This is a genomic window from Photobacterium kishitanii, assembly GCF_003026355.1.
Lineage (GTDB): Bacteria > Pseudomonadota > Gammaproteobacteria > Enterobacterales > Vibrionaceae > Photobacterium > Photobacterium kishitanii.
Genome location: NZ_PYON01000005.1, coordinates 93,327 through 114,488, shown reverse-complemented (window position 1 = coordinate 114,488; position 21,162 = coordinate 93,327). Strand labels below are relative to the sequence as shown.

Genomic DNA, 21,162 nt, shown 5'->3' with positions numbered 1-21,162 from the left:
AATAACAACAATTAATACTGTGAATTTACGACTACCTCTTCACCGTAAATACCATTTTTAGCAATCGGACGATTGGTTGAATTTGCAGCTCGCATTACACGAATACCAACCGCGCCTGCATCACGAGCAGCGGTAATATCACCATCAGAATCACCGTAATAAACTTTAATATTCTCAGCTTTTATATATGGTGTTTTGGTGTTTGTTGTTTTACTCGAACCTGCAAAAATAACTTTGTGCATATTTTTAATACCAAAGACATCTTTTAGATATTGGGTAGTAATTTCACATTTCGATGGATCGCGACCAGTAATAAAGTAAATATCATCACCACGTTTTTGATGCATTGCGATTAACTCTTTACCTATTTGCTTAGGAAGGCTGAATTTTTCCCAATCACAATTCATTTTATCCCAGAATTTCTGATCTTTTAAATAACTAAAACTGTTAGGGGAAAAGACTTGTTTGCCGCGATAAAAACCTGGAGAACTAAACAACACTGTATCATCAATATCAAAACCGACAGCCATTGGTGGCTTACCTTTGAGTTGTTGAGCAATTTGATCGACTGTCACCCAATCAACACTTTTAGGTTGACCCATTTGCGTTAACTGGATAGTACTGTAACCTGTCTCTGTTGCAGGTACTTTTGGCTCTGCCATTACAGAAGTAGAAACAAGACTAAAGGCTAGTAAAGAAGAAATAGTAATCGCAGTAAATGTCTTTTTCATTTTAGAATAAATCAGCAAAAAAATTGAATAGATAATCTAACTATTCATCTCTACATATAAAGTGACAATTATCACATGACTCATTATTTTATATGCAATATAAGATCCATAAAAAATGAATGTAAAAAATAACATTATTTCGATTGATGATATTTATAAAAATAGTTATCAGTTATTATAATTATTAAGAACTAACATTTTACTGAAACAGATTGAACTAATTTATTCTACTATTACTCTAACCGATAAATATTTATAGTGATTGATAATACAATGAAAAAACTGCTTCTACCTATTATGCTGGGTGCATTACTTACTGGCTGTAATGAAACAACAACCGTTAATAATAATGGTGATTTTACAGCTCAACAAAAAGCACAAATTGAGCAGATTGCTAGCCAATATATTATTAACCATCCTGAAGTGTTAGTAAAAGCTTCAAAGACCTTGCAACAGCAACAAATGCAAGCGCAACAAAATGACGCTAAACAAGCTGTTATTGCGAATGCAGATCAACTTTTAAAAGATAAAACAACACCATTTATTGGTCCTAAAGATGCCAAAGTAAATGTAATTGAATTCTTTGATTATCAATGCATGTACTGTTCTAAGATTGCTGATGTAGTTAAGCAATTAGAAGCTAAAAACCCAGATGTGAAATTCATCTTTAAAGAAACGCCAATTTTCGCATCGCGCTGGGAAGCTTCAAAATATGCAGCAGATATGGGCAACTGGATCTACCAACAAAAAGGTGGCGCTACTTATGCTAAATACCACAATGCTGTATTTGCAACGGGTAAAGATGAAGGTAAATTAACCAAACAAGATATCAACACTATCGCAACCAGTGTTGGCGTTGATGTATCTAAATTTAATGTTAACAATACATTTATGAATAACTTTGAGTTATTTAGTAAATTAGGCTTCCAAGGAACGCCTGCGCTAATTGTTATGCCAAGTAACAACATAACCGAAGATAATATTCATATTATTAATGGTTATAACCCTGATGCGTTAGCAAAAGCAATCAGTGACGTAAAAGCAAGCACTAAATAACCATCGCGGCTATTCAATATAATAAACACAACAAGGCCTTATTTTTGGCCTTGTTGTGTTATTGAGCTTATTTAAGCTTTATTTTAGTAATACTGAAACATCTGCTGAACTTCTTTATAATTCTTGGTTTGTGTTAACGATAGCATTAATAAAATCCGTGCCTTTTGTGGATTAAGCGTACCTGCAGCAACAAAACCATATTTTGCATCATCAACTTCAGCGGCTAATGTCGTCGATCCCGTTGGTACTCGTGAACTACGCACTACCATCGTTCCCTCTTTACTCGCCTTTGCTAATTCATCAAAAATTGCTTTATACATATTACCGTTACCAACACCGGCACTGACAATTCCATCAAATTTAGCATTCACTAACGCGGTTACTGGCAATGGTGATGCATTTGAATAGTTATAGACAATCCCTACTTTAGGTAAACTCGTTAATTTTGACACATCGAAATGCGTCGCCGTCGTATGATGACGTTCTGGCGCGCGTTGATAGGTAACGTCACTATTATGAATATAACCGAGCGGACCAAAATTTGGAGCCTGAAATGTATCAACAGCCGTCGTGTTAGTCTTAGTTACATCCCGTGCATCTAACACCGTATCGTTCATTGCTAACAATACTCCGCGCCCTTTTGAATCTTCATCAACAGCAGTAACAACAGCATTATATAAATTAGCAGGGCCATCAGCACTCACTGCCGTTGATGGTCGCATCGAGCCAACAAGCACAACAGGCTTATCACTTTTAATTGTCAGATCAAGGAAATAAGCAGTTTCTTCCATCGTATCAGTACCATGGGTTACCACAACACCATCAACATCGTCTCGAGCTAATAATTCATTAATACGTTTAGATAAAGTAAGCCATACTTGATCATTCATATCTTGGGAGCCAATATTAGTCACTTGCTCACCAGATATATCTGCAATTTTAGTCATTGCAGGTACTGCTTTAATTAATGATTCAACTCCAACTTGACCAGAAGTATAAGCAGATTCTGTTGCCGATTGCCCAGCCCCTGCAATGGTTCCTCCTGTTGCTAAAATTTTAATATTGGGTAAATCATCGGCAGCGGTAGCCAACGAAGTAATACATAAACCTGCGATCAGCATAGCAACACGGATAGGATTTTTATTCATCACTCACACCATAAGTTATTTTATATAAATTTATTTATGGTATGAATACTATTGTTAATGGAATATTTTTTTGTGCTCAATATCACTGTTTATGCACAACCCTAGTGACCACAATCACACAAGAGTAACAGCACCCACAAACAACAACAAAACACAAACACTTACATAACAAATACTTATTTCTATTTTATATAAGAGCTCGAACTATTACTATTACTCCTTAGTCAATAATTAGTTATGCAATTGCCGTCATAGGATCAATGCTATAATAATCACTTTGACACTCATCACCCACAGTCGTATTAATATATTGTTGGATATTATCAATATTATCCGCTTCCCATAAGCACTGAAAATAGCCTTCTTTTATATAAACAAATGTTGAGTGCAATACCATATTATTTGGTAACCCCACTTCAAAGACAGCAACCTCATTCACATTTTGTTGTAAATTAAAGAGTTGATGTTGACTTACATAAAACATAAAGCGCACACCTTTTAAATAATTATCTATTAAGTGTAGACATAATTGTTCAGTGTATTTTCATCAGTGCAAAATATCACCATTGTATTGGTCGCGTATTGATTGCTCATATCGATGTATATATATTCTATAGATGATAAATATCACACTAAATTTCTGCAAAAATAACCTTACTTTTAATGTGATGAATTACTTTATGGTAAATGGATTAAGCTGCCTAATTACTGATATGTTAGAATTTATTAATAATGATTTTTTATTTTACACTTTTAGTTGGTTATTTATACAATGAGAACAATAACGCACAAATTAACCTCACAAGGTTTTTGGGTGTCACTTTTTATAAGGGGTTAACAAGCATTTTACTGTATCCTAGAAGTCCTTTATATGCTTGCCGCTATAATGCGACCAGCTGAACAAATGCTCCTTACTTAGACATTTTTATGCATTTCAACCAAAATATACCAGTACGCTTCCCTAAAGGGATTTTCGCAATGTGGAGTGTTTACAGCTTCACAGGTGCAGCTATTCTTGCTTCAATCGTGTTCTCACTATTGTTGTTTTTATCTATTGATGATGACCCACTGATGAAATTCCTCTTTGGTGGTTTAGCAGTCATTTTTGAATTGGGTAAATTCTTTGCGTGGTACGAAGTTGGAGAACGCAAAGCACGCCGTAATTACAGCGGCACTTTCACCGCATTTACGTTTTATGCAGTACTAGCGGCTATTTCTATTGGTGGTTCTGTTGGCGGTATTAATAGCGCAACCAATAAAGCACACAGTGAAGCGAACGTGCAACAAAGTAAAATCAATGCGTTTAATATGCAAATTCAAGCTATTGAAAAGCAAATCGATCTAAATAATATTGCCGCTGAGAAGTACATCCAAATGGAGCGCATTGCTTCTGGTGTAACACGTATCCAGAAAGAAAATGAAGCACTACGTAAACAACAACAGCAAATCGCAATTGAACGTGATACAACGCCAATTGTTGGTCAAGGTTCAGTACTTGGACTGATTGATAGCCTAGCAACAACATTCAATGTCAGTAATCAAGCAGCTCAACTTGGCTTGGTTATTTTCTTGTCGGTATTGCTTGATTTCTTTGCCGCATTTTTTGTTGGCCTTATCGGTGAGGAAAATCGTTTCCGCTATCAATTTAAGCGTCAGCAATTACTATCGGTCAATGGTTATAACGTCCAAGATCAACCGCAGTTACTAACTCATTTTGATCCTTCTTCTATAGGCACATCATCTATCACCGATATTAGTGACGAAGATGAAATTATTGTTGAAGAAGTTGAACCAGAGCCGCCAAAAACAGCCTATGAGCAAGCTGTAGAAGCACTCACTAAAAATCAAGTTAACTGCAGTAAACGTGCAGTTAGTCAGTTACTAAAACTGACTACTGACGAAGTTGATGCCATTTTTCACGAGCTATTAACTCAAGGTATCGTAAGTAAAAAACCCAACAACCATTATCAATGGCATGGCACTGATGCTGTAACAAGTTAATTGTTCAATTCAGCCTATTCTTTAAGCCCAAAATAGAGACTCTATTTTGGGCTTTTTTGCACTAAAAAGTGTCAACAATGACATCTAATCAACTGATAATTCGTAATAAGAATATCTCGCAATCAAAATTAATCATCCGTTTATTTATCTCAAGCACAAATTTATAATTACAGGTAGAATCGGCGCACTTTTCTCAGGACAATGTTTTCTAATGATTACTTTTAGTCGTTTCAAGCAAATATTTACTCATTCGCTTATTGCTACCAGTGCCTTAACATTGGTCGGATGTGCTCAGCCTTTATCTACTCTAAAAACGGCAACCCACAGTAATGTCGATAATTTCAATACTTCTTTTTATCAGCATACGCGTCCTTACACACAAGCGAATCCTGATAAAACAGGTTTTTACCCACTTGGTGATGGCCAGGCAGCATTTCTTGCTCGTTTAGCTGTCATTGAAGGTGCACAAAAAACAATCGATGTGCAATATTATATCTACCGTGATGACGCAACCAGTAACTTACTCACTTGGTACTTATATCAAGCAGCAGAACGTGGTGTACGAGTGCGTCTATTATTAGATGATATGCAAAGTCGTGATGATCAAGCCTTAGCCAGCCTATCTGCACACCCAAACGTAGAAGTCCGGTTGTTTAATCCATTTGGTAATCGTAGTTTTAAGCCACTAAGCTTTTTAACTGACTTTGATCGTCTCAATCGCCGTATGCATAATAAATCCATTATTGCTGACAATGTATTTGCTATTACCGGTGGACGTAATATTGGTGATGAATACTTCTCTGCTAATGATAATGTTGAGTTTGGTGATTTCGACCTATTAATGATGGGAAAGATCATTCTTCAGATTTCACGTCAGTTTGATGAATACTGGAACAGTAGACCAGCGACACCTATTGAAGCATTAGTTTCGAAGGCACATTTACCAACAACAGCACAGTTAGCTCAATGGCAACAAGCTCAGAAGCAATATTTGAGCTCTGATTATGCGCGTTCATTAAAGCAACATCCGATGGTAAAAAAGCTATTAAATCAAACACTACCCTTCTACTGGGCTGATGCAGAACTGGTTTATGATACGCCTTACAAAGTAGAAAATAGCCAAGATGATTTATTGCTGCATCAATTATCCGCAATGATCAGCAAGGCAAAAACAGATTTCTTATTAATTTCACCATACTTTGTACCAACAGAAGCGGGTGCGACTGCATTAGCAGCAGCGGCTAAAAATGGCTTAAACATTACTATTGTAACGAACTCACTAGCCTCTAATGATGTCTTTGCTGTTCACGGTTGGTATGCTAAATATCGTCAAATCATGCTTGAAGGTGGCGTTAAACTTTACGAAACCAAAATTGACCCAGAACTTAAAAAGAAGCATTCATGGCTAGGTAGCTCCCGTTCTAGTTTACATGCTAAAACGTTTATTATTGATCGCAGCAAAATCTTTGTTGGATCGTTTAATTTTGACCCTCGTTCAGCCTACCTTAATACTGAACTTGGCGTCTTTGTTGATTCCAAACCATTCTCTGATGTTTTTTATAATAATTTAAATAACTTATTAGAGAAAAGTGCTTACCGTTTAGCGTTAGATAATAACAATGACATTATTTGGATTGATGATATTAATGGTCAACAGCTTGACTCAGAGCCAGACAGTAGCGCAATGTTAAAAATGGGCGCTTGGCTGGCTGGTATTCTGCCGATAGAAAAGCAACTATAAAAAAAGCCCTTCATCACCATTTGGCAATGAAGGGCTTTAATCAATAAAGCAGAATTTAATTAACCTTTAGTACGTAGTACTGTTTTTTTAGATGCATGCTTTTCAATATAATCAATAATCATGCCAGCAATATCTTTACCTGTTGCTTTCTCGATACCTTCAAGACCTGGCGATGAGTTAACTTCCATAACTAATGGACCACGTTCAGAGCGCAATAAATCAACACCTGCAACGCTTAATCCCATGATTTTCGCAGCAGCAACCGCAGTCTTACGCTCTTCAGGAGTAATTTTAACCAATGCAGCACTACCACCACGGTGAAGATTAGAACGGAATTCACCTTCTGCACCTTGACGTTTCATTGCTGCAATCACTTTATCGCCAATCACGAAACAACGAATATCTGCACCACCAGCTTCTTTAATGTATTCCTGCACCATGATATTAGCTTTTAAGCCCATGAATGCTTCAATAACACTTTCAGCCGCTTTACGTGTCTCAGCGAGAACAACACCAATGCCTTGCGTACCTTCTAGTAGCTTAATTACTACTGGCGCACCACCCACCATATCTAGTAAATCTTTAACGTCATCAGGCTTACTTGCAAAACCAGTAACAGGCATACCGATGCATTTACGAGATAACAGCTGCATTGAGCGCAATTTATCGCGAGAACGACTAATTGCAACAGATTCGTTAACAGTATAAACACCCATCATTTCAAATTGACGTAATACCGCTGTACCGTAAAATGTTACTGATGCACCAATACGAGGGATAACTGCATCAAAATCCACTAAATCTTCACCTTTAAAGTGAATCGACGGTTTTTGCGAGTTAATGTTCATATAGCAACGAAGTGCATCAATCACCTTGATTTCATGGCCACGTTGCTCTGCCGCTTCAATCAGGCGAGACGTTGAATACAATGACTGATTACGAGATAAGATACCGATTTTCATTACTATTACTTTTCCTTGCTTTGAATTAGGTAAGAAGCTTCCGGATCAACAATGATACGACCATGCATAGCGGTTCGCCCTAGCAACATTCGAAAAGCCATATTATCACGGCTTGTTAACGATATTTCTATTGGCCATTGTTGACCATTAAAATCAATAGTTGAAACAATAAAGTAGCGTAATTGTTCATCGCCACCAGAGTTTCTCACAACACGCTTGTCAGCAACTTTAGCCATACAAACCTGTTCAATATCAGTATTATTGTGAATCGGGTGTAGCCAGAATTTCACCCACAATTCATCATTTTGAGTAAACTCTTCAATTTTGAATGTATGAAGACAAGAACTACGTGCTCCTGTGTCAATTTTCACATGAATATCATCGACACCAAGATCAGGTAAAGCGGCAATTTCACGCCAACCAACAATAAATTTATTATTTTTATTCACAATTGTTTCTTTATTAATCATTACAATAACCCAAACTTCCTTAACAGCTAACTAAAGCACTTTTATTGAAATACAGCATATAAAACCGAAACTAACAGTTTCTGATTATGAATAGTTAACTGTACTTTAATTAAACTATTATCAATAAATAAGGAAATCATTAACTAACTGAGCACTGAACTGACCTGAATCAGTGCCAATAACGGTGATAAAACCACCATTAGATGACTGTTTTTTAGTAGCATCGTGGTATATATTACCACATATTAGCCATATAGGATTTTTTATTAATCTCATTAAGCAATAAGTTTCAACGTGATAATAGTAATAATCCTCTTTGTTATTCCTAGCCGAGTCTCCAAAACATAACTATTGCTCAGCCTTCAGTATATCTGAATACAATAACAATAAAATACTAGTATATAAAAAGACCATTTTTGATTATTTTAATTCCAATAAAAAAGAGCTGATTATCAATCTTATTTAAATCTTTTCAGTTACAACCTTCACTCATGTTACTCTTTCATTATTAATCAATAAGAACGTATAAACATGTCAGAACTAAAACAACAACTACTATTACTTGGCATGGCTGACTTGCCTGTTGACGCTTCAACCCAGCAGCAATTAGAACAATTTATTTTAGCATCATCGGCGCATTTTGAGCATGTCCGCCAACAACGTCCAAATAGTACATTATTAGACTTATTACTTGGATTTATGACGTTACATCATCAACAAGCACATCAACAATGGCTGCATCAACACACTGCAGCAATAAAAATGAAAACGGTTATTAATAATACAATCGGTAACGATTATGCTTGTCACTTCACTCATCAAGATCAACATTACTTACTTGCTGTAACGCATTTATGGCTAATGGTACAAGGCGCCTCAGGTATTGATTACAGTTACAGCAACGAACAAGCTGAAGCCCAAAGTCACATCATCATTAATGATAAACAGACGATACAACCCACACAGCTTAATACCGAAGTAGAATCGCTAAGATGCAAATTTATGCAATCATACTATTTAGGAAAAAACCATAATAAAGCTAAATTTCGAACCCGCATCAAGCAACTGTTCAGAAAAGCATAACAACGTTATAGCTTATAACTTTAAAATAGCATTAACTGCCTTCTTTAACCGCGCTACTGACTTGTCCTTACTTCATAAATTACCGACAATACGGCTGTATTTATCTTTAATGAAATAAAATCTACTTATTGTCGGTCTCATAGGAAATATTATAAATACTTATCGCTTTAATGTAGATAGTACCTTGGCCCAACACAAAGAATCATATATCGAACAACGCTAAATATCATCACATTGTACGTTGTTTACTTGGAGCTCTAGATTGAAAAAGTTATACCAATACCTCTATTTAACCTTTGCCTTACTAATTACTGGGTTTGGCATTACCTTTTCATCAATAGCAGCGGCTACACCGCAATACACAACAGGTTGGGTTAAAAACCCTCAACATCCACCGGTTGAAGTTAGACTGATGCTTACAGGTCAAAAAGATCCTGCTAAACATACCGTTCAAGGCCTGTTAGAAGTCAAACTTGACACTAATTGGAAAACCTATTGGCGCTCACCCGGCGAAAGTGGTGTCGCACCCTCTATCAATTGGGATATGTCATCAAATATTGCTAAAGTTGATTGGCAATGGCCTTTACCCAAACGCTATGAATTCTTAGGTGTTGAAACGCTTGGTTACAAGCATGACGTTATCTTCCCACTTTCAATTCATATTAAAGATATGAATAAACCAGTATTCCTCGCTGGTAAATTAACTATGTCGTCATGTACTAGCATCTGCGTACTAACCGATTACGAACTTTCATTAGACTTTATCCCAAGTAAGTTAATGCCATCGACAGAAGCGATGTTTCTATATAACAAAGGGGAAAGTCAGGTACCCAAACCATCTCCAACCGTCACTTTAAATAGCCTCTCTTATAATAAAACCGAAAAACAAGTTACGGTTGTAGCGACTAATACTACGGGATGGCAACAGCCCGATGTAATTATTGATGGTGATTCGCAAGCGGCTAAAGACACCTCGTTTCTTAAATCAACCACAACTATAAAAGGTAATACGCTTTACGCGACATTACCTGTCACTAGTTGGTTTGGTACACCAAAATTAGTGGGACAGCCACTGCATGTGACTATTGGTGATCATGATATTGCCGTTGAAATGACCGCAAAAGCGACTGATATACCCGTTAGTATTCCAACTACGGGTAACAATCTTCTAAAAATTATTGGATTAGCCTTACTCGGTGGCCTTATTCTTAATATTATGCCGTGTGTCTTACCAGTATTAGGGATGAAATTAAGCAGTGTTATCTCTGCGCAAGGATTAGCTCGTCGTCAAATTCGCACCCAATTCTTAGCTTCTGCCGCTGGAATTATTGTTTCATTTTGGTTATTAGCTCTATTTCTTGCCGCAATGAAATTATCAGGTCAGGCTCTTGGGTGGGGAATTCAATTCCAAAGCCCATGGTTTATCGCTGCCATGATTACTATTACGGTGCTATTTGGTGCCAATATGCTGGGCTTGTTTGAAATTCGTCTTTCAAGCAATACCAACACTTGGCTAGCAACCAAAGGAGATAACTCTCATTTTGGGCATTTCATTCAAGGCATGTTTGCGACCTTATTAGCAACACCGTGTAGTGCACCCTTTTTAGGCACAGCCGTTGCGTTTGCATTGGGCGCAGATTTAGTGACTTTATTTGCTATTTTCACAGCGCTTGCTATCGGTATGGCTGCACCGTGGTTATTAATTGCCACTTTCCCACAGTTAGCAGCATTAATGCCAAAACCTGGCTTATGGATGGATCGTGTTAAGACACTGTTCGGCCTAATGATGCTCGCAACGTCAGTATGGCTATTGAGCTTGATGACTAGCTTCTTTAACACGGCTACAGTATGGGGATTAGGTGCCGTAATCTTAGTGATTATTTTATGGTTACTAGGACGAAAGAAAGGCCGTAAAACAGTTATTATTACCTTAGCTGTAATGTTACTTGGTGCGGGTGCTAGCTTATTTACTGGGAGTTTAACCGCTAATAAATGGGCAACGCCACTACCGGCCGATCATCACTGGATCCCATTAGATACAGCCCAAATAGCAACAGAAGTGGCGCAAGGAAAAACAGTTTTTGTCGATGTGACAGCACAATGGTGTATTACTTGTAAAGCCAACAAAATGGGCGTGATTTTACAAGAACCTGTTTATTCTGCCTTAGATAATAAAAATATTGTATTAATGCGTGGCGATTGGACTAAACCTTCAGATTACGTTACTGGCTTTCTACAATCACATGGCCGCTTTGGAGTACCGTTTAATATCGTTTACGGTCCTAATGCACCTAAAGGCATTGAACTTCCTGTTATTTTATCAAGTGATAGCGTTCTTAATGCACTCAAAAAAGCAGGTAAATAATGTCATCAAATATCAATAAATCACCTCGCCGTAAATGGCGAGGATGGCTCAAAAGTATTATTATTTTTATAATTATGTTTACAATTGCTAGTACAGCATTAGAAATGTGGCGCAATCGTCATTTAAATCAAATGCAAGTATCTGCAGCAACCCAGCAAGCCTTCACCACAATTGATGGTCAAAAGGTCGATATCTTTAAAGATAGCTATGATCAAACTGTACTTGTGTATGCATGGGCAACATGGTGTGGTAGCTGTAAAATAGTATCGCCGATGATTAACTGGATTAATAATCAATCATGGTTAAATATCAAGGTCGTCACAATCGCGATGCAATCCGGTGATGATCGCCGCTTACATGCCTATCTAAATATGAAAGGATATGATTTCCCGGTTGTAAATATCAATAGCAATTTATTAACGAAGCAATGGAAACTCTCTAGAGCACCGACTATTTTAATCATTAAGAATGGTAAAATTCAAAGTACAACCGCAGGTTTAGTCACGCCTCCTGGATTACTCGCCCGCTTAGCATGGGTTGACATGAAATAATAATAAACCCAGCTACTGCATGTACTCTTTCAACTAGAAAAAGTCATAGAGTAACTGGGTTTCTTTTTAATATTTATTTAATCGCCGTATTTGCCAAAAATGACGCTTCCAATATGGGTTATCTAATCGCGAAATCATAACGCCTTTTGATTGCGAGGCATGTAGAAATTCTGAATTCCCTAAATAAATCCCCACATGGCGTGTATTACGTCCGGTTCGGAAAAAGACTAAATCCCCCTCCTTAGCTGTATTACGTTTAACTTGTTTGCCTTTTTTGACTAATTCTAGTGTCGTTCTTGGCAGTAGTTTTTGATAAACACTTGAATAACCGACCTGCACAAATGCCGAACAATCGATACCTTTCTTCGACGAACCACCATAACGATATGGCGTTCCTTTCCAACTGTGATAGACGCCATCAAATACGCCGTTATCCAACGGTAATGCAGGTTTTATTTGTAGCTTAGGTGGCGGCGTTAGAGACTTAGTTGTTGCAGTTTCATTCACGGCAGGTGTTGAAGAACAGCCAACACTTGCTAATAATACGAATAAAATTAATATCGCTTTTTTTGTAATTAATCCGTTTTTCACTATTTATCCTACAGTCCTTCGGTGGAAATAAATATGTTTAATACAATCAATCAAATATTATCGTTACATTCGCCATGCTAGCGTAAACCATAACCAATAACTGTGGTATTGATTCAATTGTTCCATATATTACTATCTAATCTACCCGATAATACACGAAGAGTTATACCATTCAAGAATGCAAGCTGAACAATAGCATACAATTAGACAATCAAGGTATGTAGCTAATTGGAGGCTTAGCGTATATAGAAATATAAGCAAAAATTCATTACAGTTGATAAAAATATCAAAAAAAAAGCTTACACTAAAGTGCAAGCCAAAATTAACACAATAGAAGAGACAAACATGATGAAATGTCATCAGACTCTACTGTAAATCTTTTCATATTTAATGCGAGAGCTTTAATATCAGTATTAGAGACAATTCACGCCATCTTGTAAATGATCATATTATCAATAACATAGAAACCCTATGAAAATAAGGAAATGAAATATTTCATTATTATTCATAGGGTCAACGTTTTATATTAAATAAAACAATTATAGGTAAAGCTTAGCTACATCTGAAGGCTCTAACTCTACGCCTTCAAGTGAGTCATTCCAGTTCAAACCAACTAAAACACCATCTTCTACTAGAGTGATCATCCAATCTTCAAGAAAAATGTCTAGTGGCAGTTCACTCGGTTGAAATTCTGCCCACTCATCAGCACATTGCGTTTTAGCATCGGCTTCATTTGACCAAAATGGCATCACTTCAGAGTCTTCAAATTCAGAAGAGGCAACAGATAACCAATCACCCTCTTCGTTACGAAGGCTCCAAACAACGCGTGTTGCTTGTGTTTCTGTTACGAACAAAGCTTTATTTGCTTGGATATCTGCAGTTAATTTAGTCATTATTTTCTCTCAATCAAAATGCCATAATCTGGCTTTATCGGTTAAATATATCAACCTTACCCTACCTAGATATTTTATCAAAAAAAACACCTTAGCAGCATTATTATTTAGTAATGATTCACTGTACAGCAACGATAAAAAATGAACAGCATCAATAAATCGCTTTTCTTCACTATGTATATTGACTTATAAGAATTCAATGACAGAATAACGACGAATGTTATCACTTCACACCAGGATGGTATCTAGGGCTCTGAGTGCCACTATTGATCATTCATCAAAATAGCGCCTCAATATTGCAATGACATTGAGGCAATAACCACTCTCTATCTTAGGTGTTAACATGCAATCACGTCGTGCAGGTAATATGCTTGCGGCATTTTCATTCGTTTTATGGGGAATATTACCTCTTTATTACCAATATTTACCTCAAGCAAATACCAATGAATTACTTGCATTAAGACTTATTTTTTCGGTTCCTGTCATGCTCATTGTGATGATATTACTTCGGCAACCCATCCCTGCGATAAAAGATATCGTTGCTGATAAAAAATCATTACTGATGTGCGGTATTGCGGGCATTATAATGAGTGTTTCGTGGTATGCCTTTACATGGGCTATCACTCATGGTGAAGTATTAGCTGCGAGTTTAGGGTATTTTATCAACCCTTTATTTGCTATTGCTCTTGCAATGTTTTTCTTAAAAGAAAGACTCACCAAAGCACAAGTTATTGCTGTTATTTTGGCTATTTTAGGCATTGGCTATCAGGTATGGCAATACGGCCAATTACCTTGGCTTTCTTTAATTATGGGCAGTTTTTTTGCTGTCTATGGTTTAACAAAAAAATACATCAAATATGACGCACTAACATCTGTCATGATAGAAGCGGCTGTACTGACCCCTTTTGCCCTTATTTATATGATATGGTTATATCTTAGTGGTGATAGTGTTGCTCTTACTTCTGGGACAACCACCTTTTTATTGTATGCAGGGGCCGCTCCAGTTACCGTAGCGCCATTGATATTTTTTGCCTTAGCCCTGAATCGTACTAGCCTGACGATGGTAGGTTTAATGCAATATATTGAACCAAGCTTGCAACTTTTATTAGCGGTATTCTTATTCGGTGAAGTATTTGATCATACCAAGGCCATCAGCTTTGGCCTGATCTGGCTAGGTTTAGTTTTTTGTACGCTAGAAGCTTTACCACCTCTGTCTCGACGCAAGAAAGTAACAATGTCAGACCATTAACCATTATTTTTTGATGCCTACGCAAACACCGTGTTTTTGGCGGTGTTTGCGTTTATGCTGTAACAAACTTCACTATGTCTACTATTAATAATGACCACAACTAGTCCTGATTCAGAAATAAAACAATTACAATACACTCTTGCTGAATTTGCTCAACAACGAGATTGGGATCAATTTCATACTCCCAAAAATTTAGTGATGGCATTAAGTGGTGAGGTAGGAGAACTAGTAGAAATTTTTCAGTGGCTAACTCCAGAACAAAGCCAGCAGTTATCTTTAGAAAAGAAACAGCACGCCAGTGAAGAGATCGCTGATGTAATGATGTATTTACTGCGATTAGCCGATAAATGTAATATCGATGTGATGCAAGCCTGCCAACAAAAGATACAACAAAACGCAGCTAAATACCCAATAAGTAAATGCTATGGTTCTGCAAAGAAATATAACGAATTAGATTAGTATCACTCACTAACAATAAAAAAGCTGACTCGAGGTCAGCTTTTCATAAATAATTTACTTTTCACCGACACCACGGTTTTCTTTTTTAGCTAAAGCTATTTTACCAAAACCTAACTTACGAAAGTAACTATCACGATATTCTCGTCCTGCTTTACTACAGGTCGATACAGCTTCAACTTGCTGCTCCATTTTTAGGAATGTCGTTAAATCAATACCTTCAGCAGCAGCTACCGCTTCATGAATGTTACGGTGTATATCAAAAGAGAAAATTAAGCGCTTTTCTTCTTCTTTGTAGGTATAAACAATAGTACGTGACATAACGTCCCCAATAGAGCATAAAAGGAGAGCGAATTTACCGTATAAGGGCTCAAGATGGAAGTAGAACCGTCTTTACTGTAATGATTTACTTTACAGTGTGTTAATTATCAACAGCTTCACACTGCTGTGAAGTGAGTAAGCCACGTTGAAATAGCTCATCTTCAGCCATTGGCTTATAAAAATAAAAACCTTGGATATAACGTACACCTAATGAAGCAATGAAATCTAATTCTGCTTGTTGCTCAACGCCCTCAACCACAATATCTGCCTGAGTAATTTTTCCCAATTGAACAGCTATTTTGAACAACTCTTTGCCACGTTGACTATCAAGGTTCAAAACTAAAGAACGATCAATCTTAACCTTATTAAATTCAAAACGTGATAAGTAAGCCAGTGATGAATATCCAGTACCAAAATCATCTAACGCTACAGAAATACCCAAATGTTGTAATTGTGACATTACCTGAGTGACTTTAGCCTCATCTAAAATCAATAACTCTTCGGTAAATTCTAGTTCTATATGACAAAAAGACAACGAACTATCAATAATACGGTTTTTAAGAGTATTAACGAAATTTTTTGAAAGCACAGTGTCCGGTGAAATATTAATCGATAATTTGAAGTTAGGGTTAACAACAATAAATCTTTCCGCTGCTTTTATCGCTTTATCTAGCACCCATAAATCAAGTTCAGGCATTAATCCTAACTGATTAAAAGCTGGTATAAATGTAGGTGGCAAAATCTGCCCTTGGTGATTCCTAAAACGAATCAATACTTCACACCCACTCACTTTATTATTTTTTATATCTACTTGAGGCTGAAAATAAAGAATAAACTCACCTTCCGTCTGTAGCTTTTCAATTTCTCGTTGAGCGGTAAGATTATTATGTAATGAAGGGATAAAACTGGTTAAACGGGTTTTAACCTCAATTTCATCACTCGTAAATAAACGATTAGAAAAGATATCTGAAACACCAATACCTAAACTACGTTTATCCATTAATCTAAAAAATGGTAAATATATAACTATGCCAAGCACTATTAATAGTAATTGTAATATAGCGCCAGCTATTGAACCACCCGTTGCTACATAACCACTAATAATCGGTGGCATTAACCAACTATGGACTTCGGTTAAGTGTGGCACAATACCAATATAAATAGCACCATAAGCAATAACAAAACTCACCGCAGGCACTAATAAAAATGGGATAATCATAACCGGATTAAATATGATAGGAACACCATATAAAATTGGCTCATTAACATTAAAAAGGCAGAGCAACAAAGCAGCTTTAGCTAGTATTTTATAACCTTTACTTTTCGCAAAAAACAACATGCAGAGAGCTAAACTTAGCATATTACCGCTACCACCGATACCGGTAAAAAAATCATAAAAATTAGTACTTAATATATTAAGATCCGCACCAAAATTATGCCACTCGGTAATATTTACCATAGTAACATTATAGAGTTCTGTTTTATAAGTGTGCAGAATATTATGACCATTAATCCCTATTGACCACAATAAACCACGTAACACTTCATAAATGAGTCCATCAAAAAATGAGGTTGGATCTAACCGGGGAATAAGTGACCAAGAAATTAATGTTGATGCCTGTTCAAATATTTTACGAAATAAGAAACTTATAGATAGTACCATTGAAATAGTGGCAATTGAACCTGCCAACATACTCATAGAAATATCAATAAATGAATCATCCGATTTTATTTTAAATACTCTAATATTTTTTAGCTTAGCAATAATTTCACAAGAAACATACGCAGTCAGTAATGATATTGGAAAGTTATTTGGTAAAGGAATTAATGGTGATATTAAATTCCATTGATAAGAAACAATAAAAAATACCGTTAATGATGTTGCGATCACCGTTCCTTTTGGAATACATTTTACTGCTGATAAATAAGTGGCTAAATAGAAATTAACCAAAATAGGAATCATAATCCCTGTTGTTTGGCCGACATAATGTACTGTTTGACCAAGATCATTAAAATTGAAATGATCACAAACAACTGCAACTAGCTCACAAAATGTCGAAATTAATACCAACGGTAATGCCATTAAAAAAACATTCGAAACTGCAACCAGATATTTATTCGCAGATAAATAAGACATCTTTTTAAACATTGGCATAATATTTTCTGCTTCTATACTAAACGCTTAAACTAAATAGATATAATTAATGGTAACTATATTGTAAAAAAAATCATCTCAAATATAGTCATTTTTAAATAAAGAACAAACAAATTTCATCTAAAAATCAATAATTAGCTATAAAAATACGGTCAATATATTCCACATACAGTTTTAAGTTATAGAAAAAAGCTCAACTGCAGCAATGGCAGCCAGTAACCATTCACCACCTTTTCCCATAGTTATGCACAGAAACAGTGGATAAGTCCATAAAACATACAAATTAAAACACTCGCATAACATCTTTCTTACAAAACACTACTGAACCATAGCGAGTGTCGGTTACTTAATAACCTACTACTAATTATCGATCTTAAAATAATGGATAACCTGATTCTCACTTCCTTTCCATACCAAGGAAGGATTTCGTTGCGTTTGATCATATTTCCCATCAACCATCACATCGATTAAGTTAGCAATTTGTTGTTGTTCTACTGTGAGCTCAGAGAATAAATACCCCGTCCATAGCCAAATATCTTTTCCACTGCACTCTCGACGTACACGTTGTACTAATTTCAATACAGCCGCAACATTTTTAGGATGAAGAGGATCACCGCCAGAAAGCGATAAGCCTCGACGTTTAATACGCGTATCATTAAGGTCATTAATAACCTGATCTTCCATCTCTTGGGTAAACGGATGACCCGCATCTAAACGCCAAGTACTTTGGTTATAACACCCCTTGCATTGATGTACACAGCCAGAAACAAAGAGTGTTACACGAGTACCCGGACCATTAACAATATCGACAGGGTAATAATTGTGGTAATTCATTTTCGATCTCGATTAACTAAAGCTAGCGCCGAATCATTCAAGCAACGCTTACAAATAAAAGAAGTGCTCTAAAGCACTTCTTGTTTTACAACTCGACTGCGTTATTAATAATACTTACATGTGCTTAACGCGACGTTTAACTTCTTCTTGCTTACCAAAGTTAAATGGACGAGCATCTGGACTACCTAAGTAACCACATACACGGCGCGTTACAGAAACTCGTGATGGCTCATGGTTACCACACTTAGGGCAAGTAAAACCTTTACTTGTACAATCAAACTCACCAGTAAAGCCGCAATCATAACATTCATCAATAGGCGTATTAGTACCGTAATATGGTACTCGGGTATAACTGTAATCCCAGACATTTTCTAATGCTTCAAGATTATGCTGAATATTTGGGTATTCGCCGTAACAAATAAAACCACCATTCGCGATATCTGGATATGCCATTTCAAAGTCAATCTTGTCATATGGATTAACTTTTTTCTCAACATCTAGATGGAAGCTATTAGTATAAAAACCACGATCCGTTACACCGTCAACCACACCAAATTCTTTGGTATCAATTGCACAGAAGCGGCTACATAAATTTTCACTTGGGGTGCTGTAAAGACTAAAGCCATAACCAGACTCTTCCTTCCATGCATCTGTTGCGTCACGTAAGCGTTGAACAATAGCTACCGCTTTTTCACGTAGCATTTCACTATCATAAACATGGGTCTTATTGCCATATAATGCATTCACTGTTTCATGAATACCGATATAACCTAATGAAATTGAAGCTCGACCATTTTTGAAGATTTCTGATACATCATCATCTTCTTTTAAACGCACGCCACATGCGCCTTCCATATAAAGGATAGGAGCTACACGCGCTTTTACACCGTTTAAACGAGTAATACGTGTATCCAGAGCACGACGAGATAATGCCAAACGCTCATCTAAAATTTCAAAGAAACGCGCTTCATCACCTTTTGCTTCTAAAGCAATGCGTGGCAAGTTAATACTGACTACACCAAGGTTGTTTCGGCCTTCATGAATCAGTTCACCATTTTCTTCATAAGGACCAAGGAAACTACGACAACCCATTGGGGTTTTAAACGAACCTGTTACTTCAACCAATTTGTCATAGTTTAAAATATCAGGATACATACGCTTAGATGCACACTCTAACGCTAATTGCTTAATATCGTAGTTAGCATCGCCTTGTTTATGGTTAAGACCATCTTTAATTGCAAAAACAAGCTTCGGGAATACTGCTGTTTTATGATTTTTACCTAAACCTGCAATACGGTTTTTAAGAATAGATTGTTGAATTAAACGCGATTCCCACGATATGCCTAAACCAAAGCCAAATGTTACAAAAGGAGTTTGACCATTCGCGGTGTGAAGCGTGTTTACTTCATATTCTAGTGATTGAAATGCGTCGTAGCATTCTTTATGGGTACGCGCTTGTGCAAAAGCAATCGGATCAGCAATCCCCCACTCTGTCGCTACCTCTAAATGCTTAGCATAGCTAACGGTAACATAAGGTGCTAACACCTCATCAATACGGTTAATCGTTGTACCACCATAAATATGGCTTGCAACTTGTGCAATAATTTGAGCAGTTACTGCTGTTGCTGTAGAAATTGATTTAGGTGTATCAATTTCTGCGTTACCCATTTTAAAGCCATGCGTTAACATGCCGTCTAGATCGATCAGCATACAGTTAAACATTGGGAAAAAAGGTGAATAATCTAAATCATGGTAGTGAATCTCACCGCTTTCATGTGCTTTAACAATATCACGGGGTAACAAATGCTGAGTTGCATAATGCTTAGCAACAATACCAGCAAGTAGATCACGTTGTGTCGGAATCACTTTACTGTCTTTGTTTGCATTTTCATTTAACAATGAAGCATTGCTTTGCTCAATTAAGCCACGGATCTCATTATTCAGGCGACTTTTCTTCTCACGAGAAATATCACGATCATGACGATATTCAATATAAGCACGAGCTACAATCTTGTGTGGGCCTGCCATAAGCTGCGTTTCTACCGCTTCTTGAATAGCATGAATATCAACATTCTCTGTATCAGCAAATTGCGCTAATACCGCTTCAGCCACTGAGGTAGCATAAGCCTCATCCATTGTATGACACTCTGAATCGCTGATGGAATTTGCTGCCCCAAGAACGGCTTCTTTTACGCGTAAAACATCGAAGGATACACGGCAACCATCACGCTTTATTACTACAGGATTCACACAAGGCTCCTAAAATCACAGAAAAATGACACTGTCACTTAAACACAAAATATAGTGTTCTATTTATAAGCGGCAACAAGATGTGGTGTATTAGGCGCGATCTGGCGCAAAGAAACCTTGATCGAGATCAATTTTTAGCACGAGCAGTTTGTCTTGTGAACGATGATTATGAAGCGCCACAAATTTTCGAATGTAAGCTTATTTATAAAGCCCATTGTCAATAAATTTATCATCACATTCATTCAATATTTTTAAAAAATTACTTGCCTTTCGTGCAATTCTTGAGACTATCCTCTATTCAATAA

Annotated in this window: 19 protein-coding genes; 8 read left to right on the top strand and 11 right to left on the bottom strand. The window is 36.7% G+C overall.

The features are described 5' to 3' along the window. Nucleotides 1-11: 11 nt before the first annotated feature. Nucleotides 12-731, bottom strand: a complete 720-nt coding sequence (gene aphA, locus C0W29_RS07760; protein ID WP_045042484.1) for an acid phosphatase AphA — start codon at nt 729-731, stop codon at nt 12-14. A gap of 273 nt (nt 732-1,004) precedes the next feature. Here aphA and C0W29_RS07755 point away from each other — a divergent pair, with 273 nt between their 5' ends. Next, entirely contained in the window at nt 1,005-1,787 is a 783-nt protein-coding gene (locus tag C0W29_RS07755) for a DsbA family protein (RefSeq protein WP_045042483.1), read from the top strand. Between the two features lie 83 nt (nt 1,788-1,870). Here the strand turns inward: C0W29_RS07755 and ansB are convergent, their stop codons facing one another. Then, nucleotides 1,871-2,935, bottom strand: a complete 1,065-nt coding sequence (ansB, locus tag C0W29_RS07750) for an L-asparaginase 2 (protein ID WP_045042482.1) — start codon at nt 2,933-2,935, stop codon at nt 1,871-1,873. A 235-nt stretch (nt 2,936-3,170) separates the two neighbouring features. Further along, the gene (locus tag C0W29_RS07745; protein ID WP_045042481.1) at nt 3,171-3,419 is read right to left on the bottom strand and encodes a hypothetical protein; all 249 of its coding nucleotides are present in this window, start codon (nt 3,417-3,419) and stop codon (nt 3,171-3,173) included. Nucleotides 3,420-3,862: 443 nt separating this feature from the next. On the opposite strand from C0W29_RS07745, the gene C0W29_RS07740 reads away from it, so the two are divergent. Continuing rightward, nucleotides 3,863-4,936, top strand: a complete 1,074-nt coding sequence (locus C0W29_RS07740) for a Preprotein translocase subunit SecY (RefSeq protein ID WP_080888867.1) — start codon at nt 3,863-3,865, stop codon at nt 4,934-4,936. Between the two features lie 211 nt (nt 4,937-5,147). Beyond that, nucleotides 5,148-6,677: a phospholipase D family protein gene (locus C0W29_RS07735; RefSeq protein WP_045045149.1), complete on the top strand. Its 1,530-nt coding sequence runs from the start codon at nt 5,148-5,150 to the stop codon at nt 6,675-6,677. Between the two features lie 59 nt (nt 6,678-6,736). Here C0W29_RS07735 and rimK read toward each other — a convergent pair whose 3' ends face one another. Next, nucleotides 6,737-7,639 (bottom strand): 30S ribosomal protein S6--L-glutamate ligase, encoded by a 903-nt coding sequence (rimK, locus tag C0W29_RS07730; protein WP_036791019.1) that lies wholly within the window; start codon nt 7,637-7,639, stop codon nt 6,737-6,739. Between the two features lie 5 nt (nt 7,640-7,644). After that, nucleotides 7,645-8,109: an ATP-dependent zinc protease family protein gene (locus C0W29_RS07725; protein WP_045042479.1), complete on the bottom strand. Its 465-nt coding sequence runs from the start codon at nt 8,107-8,109 to the stop codon at nt 7,645-7,647. Nucleotides 8,110-8,640: 531 nt separating this feature from the next. Here C0W29_RS07725 and C0W29_RS07720 point away from each other — a divergent pair. The 3 genes from C0W29_RS07720 (at nt 8,641) to C0W29_RS07710 (ending at nt 12,108) form a co-directional block, all read left to right on the top strand. Beyond that, complete coding sequence (locus C0W29_RS07720) at nt 8,641-9,192, top strand: hypothetical protein (protein WP_045042478.1); 552 nt, start codon at nt 8,641-8,643, stop codon at nt 9,190-9,192. Nucleotides 9,193-9,454: 262 nt separating this feature from the next. After that, the gene (locus C0W29_RS07715) at nt 9,455-11,557 is read left to right on the top strand and encodes a protein-disulfide reductase DsbD family protein (RefSeq protein WP_045045150.1); all 2,103 of its coding nucleotides are present in this window, start codon (nt 9,455-9,457) and stop codon (nt 11,555-11,557) included. Continuing rightward, the gene (locus C0W29_RS07710; RefSeq protein WP_045042476.1) at nt 11,557-12,108 is read left to right on the top strand and encodes a thioredoxin domain-containing protein; all 552 of its coding nucleotides are present in this window, start codon (nt 11,557-11,559) and stop codon (nt 12,106-12,108) included. Before C0W29_RS07715 ends, C0W29_RS07710 begins: the two co-directional genes overlap by 1 nt. A 66-nt stretch (nt 12,109-12,174) precedes the next feature. On the opposite strand, the gene C0W29_RS07705 is transcribed toward C0W29_RS07710, so the two are convergent. Both C0W29_RS07705 and C0W29_RS07700 read right to left on the bottom strand, forming a co-directional pair. Then, nucleotides 12,175-12,564: an NlpC/P60 family protein gene (locus C0W29_RS07705; protein ID WP_235862056.1), complete on the bottom strand. Its 390-nt coding sequence runs from the start codon at nt 12,562-12,564 to the stop codon at nt 12,175-12,177. Nucleotides 12,565-13,238: 674 nt separating this feature from the next. Beyond that, the gene (locus C0W29_RS07700; RefSeq protein WP_045042474.1) at nt 13,239-13,592 is read right to left on the bottom strand and encodes a DUF2750 domain-containing protein; all 354 of its coding nucleotides are present in this window, start codon (nt 13,590-13,592) and stop codon (nt 13,239-13,241) included. Nucleotides 13,593-13,935: 343 nt separating this feature from the next. On the opposite strand from C0W29_RS07700, the gene rarD reads away from it, so the two are divergent. Together rarD and C0W29_RS07690 are read left to right on the top strand one after the other, a co-directional pair. Continuing rightward, on the top strand, nt 13,936-14,841 hold the full coding sequence (gene rarD, locus C0W29_RS07695; protein ID WP_045042473.1) for an EamA family transporter RarD: 906 nt from the start codon (nt 13,936-13,938) through the stop codon (nt 14,839-14,841). 90 nt (nt 14,842-14,931) lie between these two features. Next, the gene (locus tag C0W29_RS07690; RefSeq protein ID WP_045042472.1) at nt 14,932-15,300 is read left to right on the top strand and encodes a nucleotide pyrophosphohydrolase; all 369 of its coding nucleotides are present in this window, start codon (nt 14,932-14,934) and stop codon (nt 15,298-15,300) included. A gap of 54 nt (nt 15,301-15,354) precedes the next feature. Here the strand turns inward: C0W29_RS07690 and C0W29_RS07685 are convergent, their stop codons facing one another. From C0W29_RS07685 to nrdD, 4 genes are all read right to left on the bottom strand, one after another. Next, nucleotides 15,355-15,618, bottom strand: a complete 264-nt coding sequence (locus C0W29_RS07685) for a DUF2960 family protein (RefSeq protein WP_036791038.1) — start codon at nt 15,616-15,618, stop codon at nt 15,355-15,357. Nucleotides 15,619-15,718: 100 nt separating this feature from the next. Further along, nucleotides 15,719-17,773: an EAL domain-containing protein gene (locus C0W29_RS07680; RefSeq protein WP_045042471.1), complete on the bottom strand. Its 2,055-nt coding sequence runs from the start codon at nt 17,771-17,773 to the stop codon at nt 15,719-15,721. 360 nt (nt 17,774-18,133) lie between these two features. After that, nucleotides 18,134-18,607 carry an anaerobic ribonucleoside-triphosphate reductase-activating protein gene (gene nrdG / locus C0W29_RS07675; RefSeq protein WP_045042470.1) on the bottom strand — a complete coding sequence of 158 codons (474 nt, stop codon included), beginning with the start codon at nt 18,605-18,607 and terminating at the stop codon, nt 18,134-18,136. Between the two features lie 114 nt (nt 18,608-18,721). Then, entirely contained in the window at nt 18,722-20,857 is a 2,136-nt protein-coding gene (gene nrdD / locus C0W29_RS07670) for an anaerobic ribonucleoside-triphosphate reductase (protein ID WP_045042469.1), read from the bottom strand. Nucleotides 20,858-21,162: the final 305 nt, after the last annotated feature.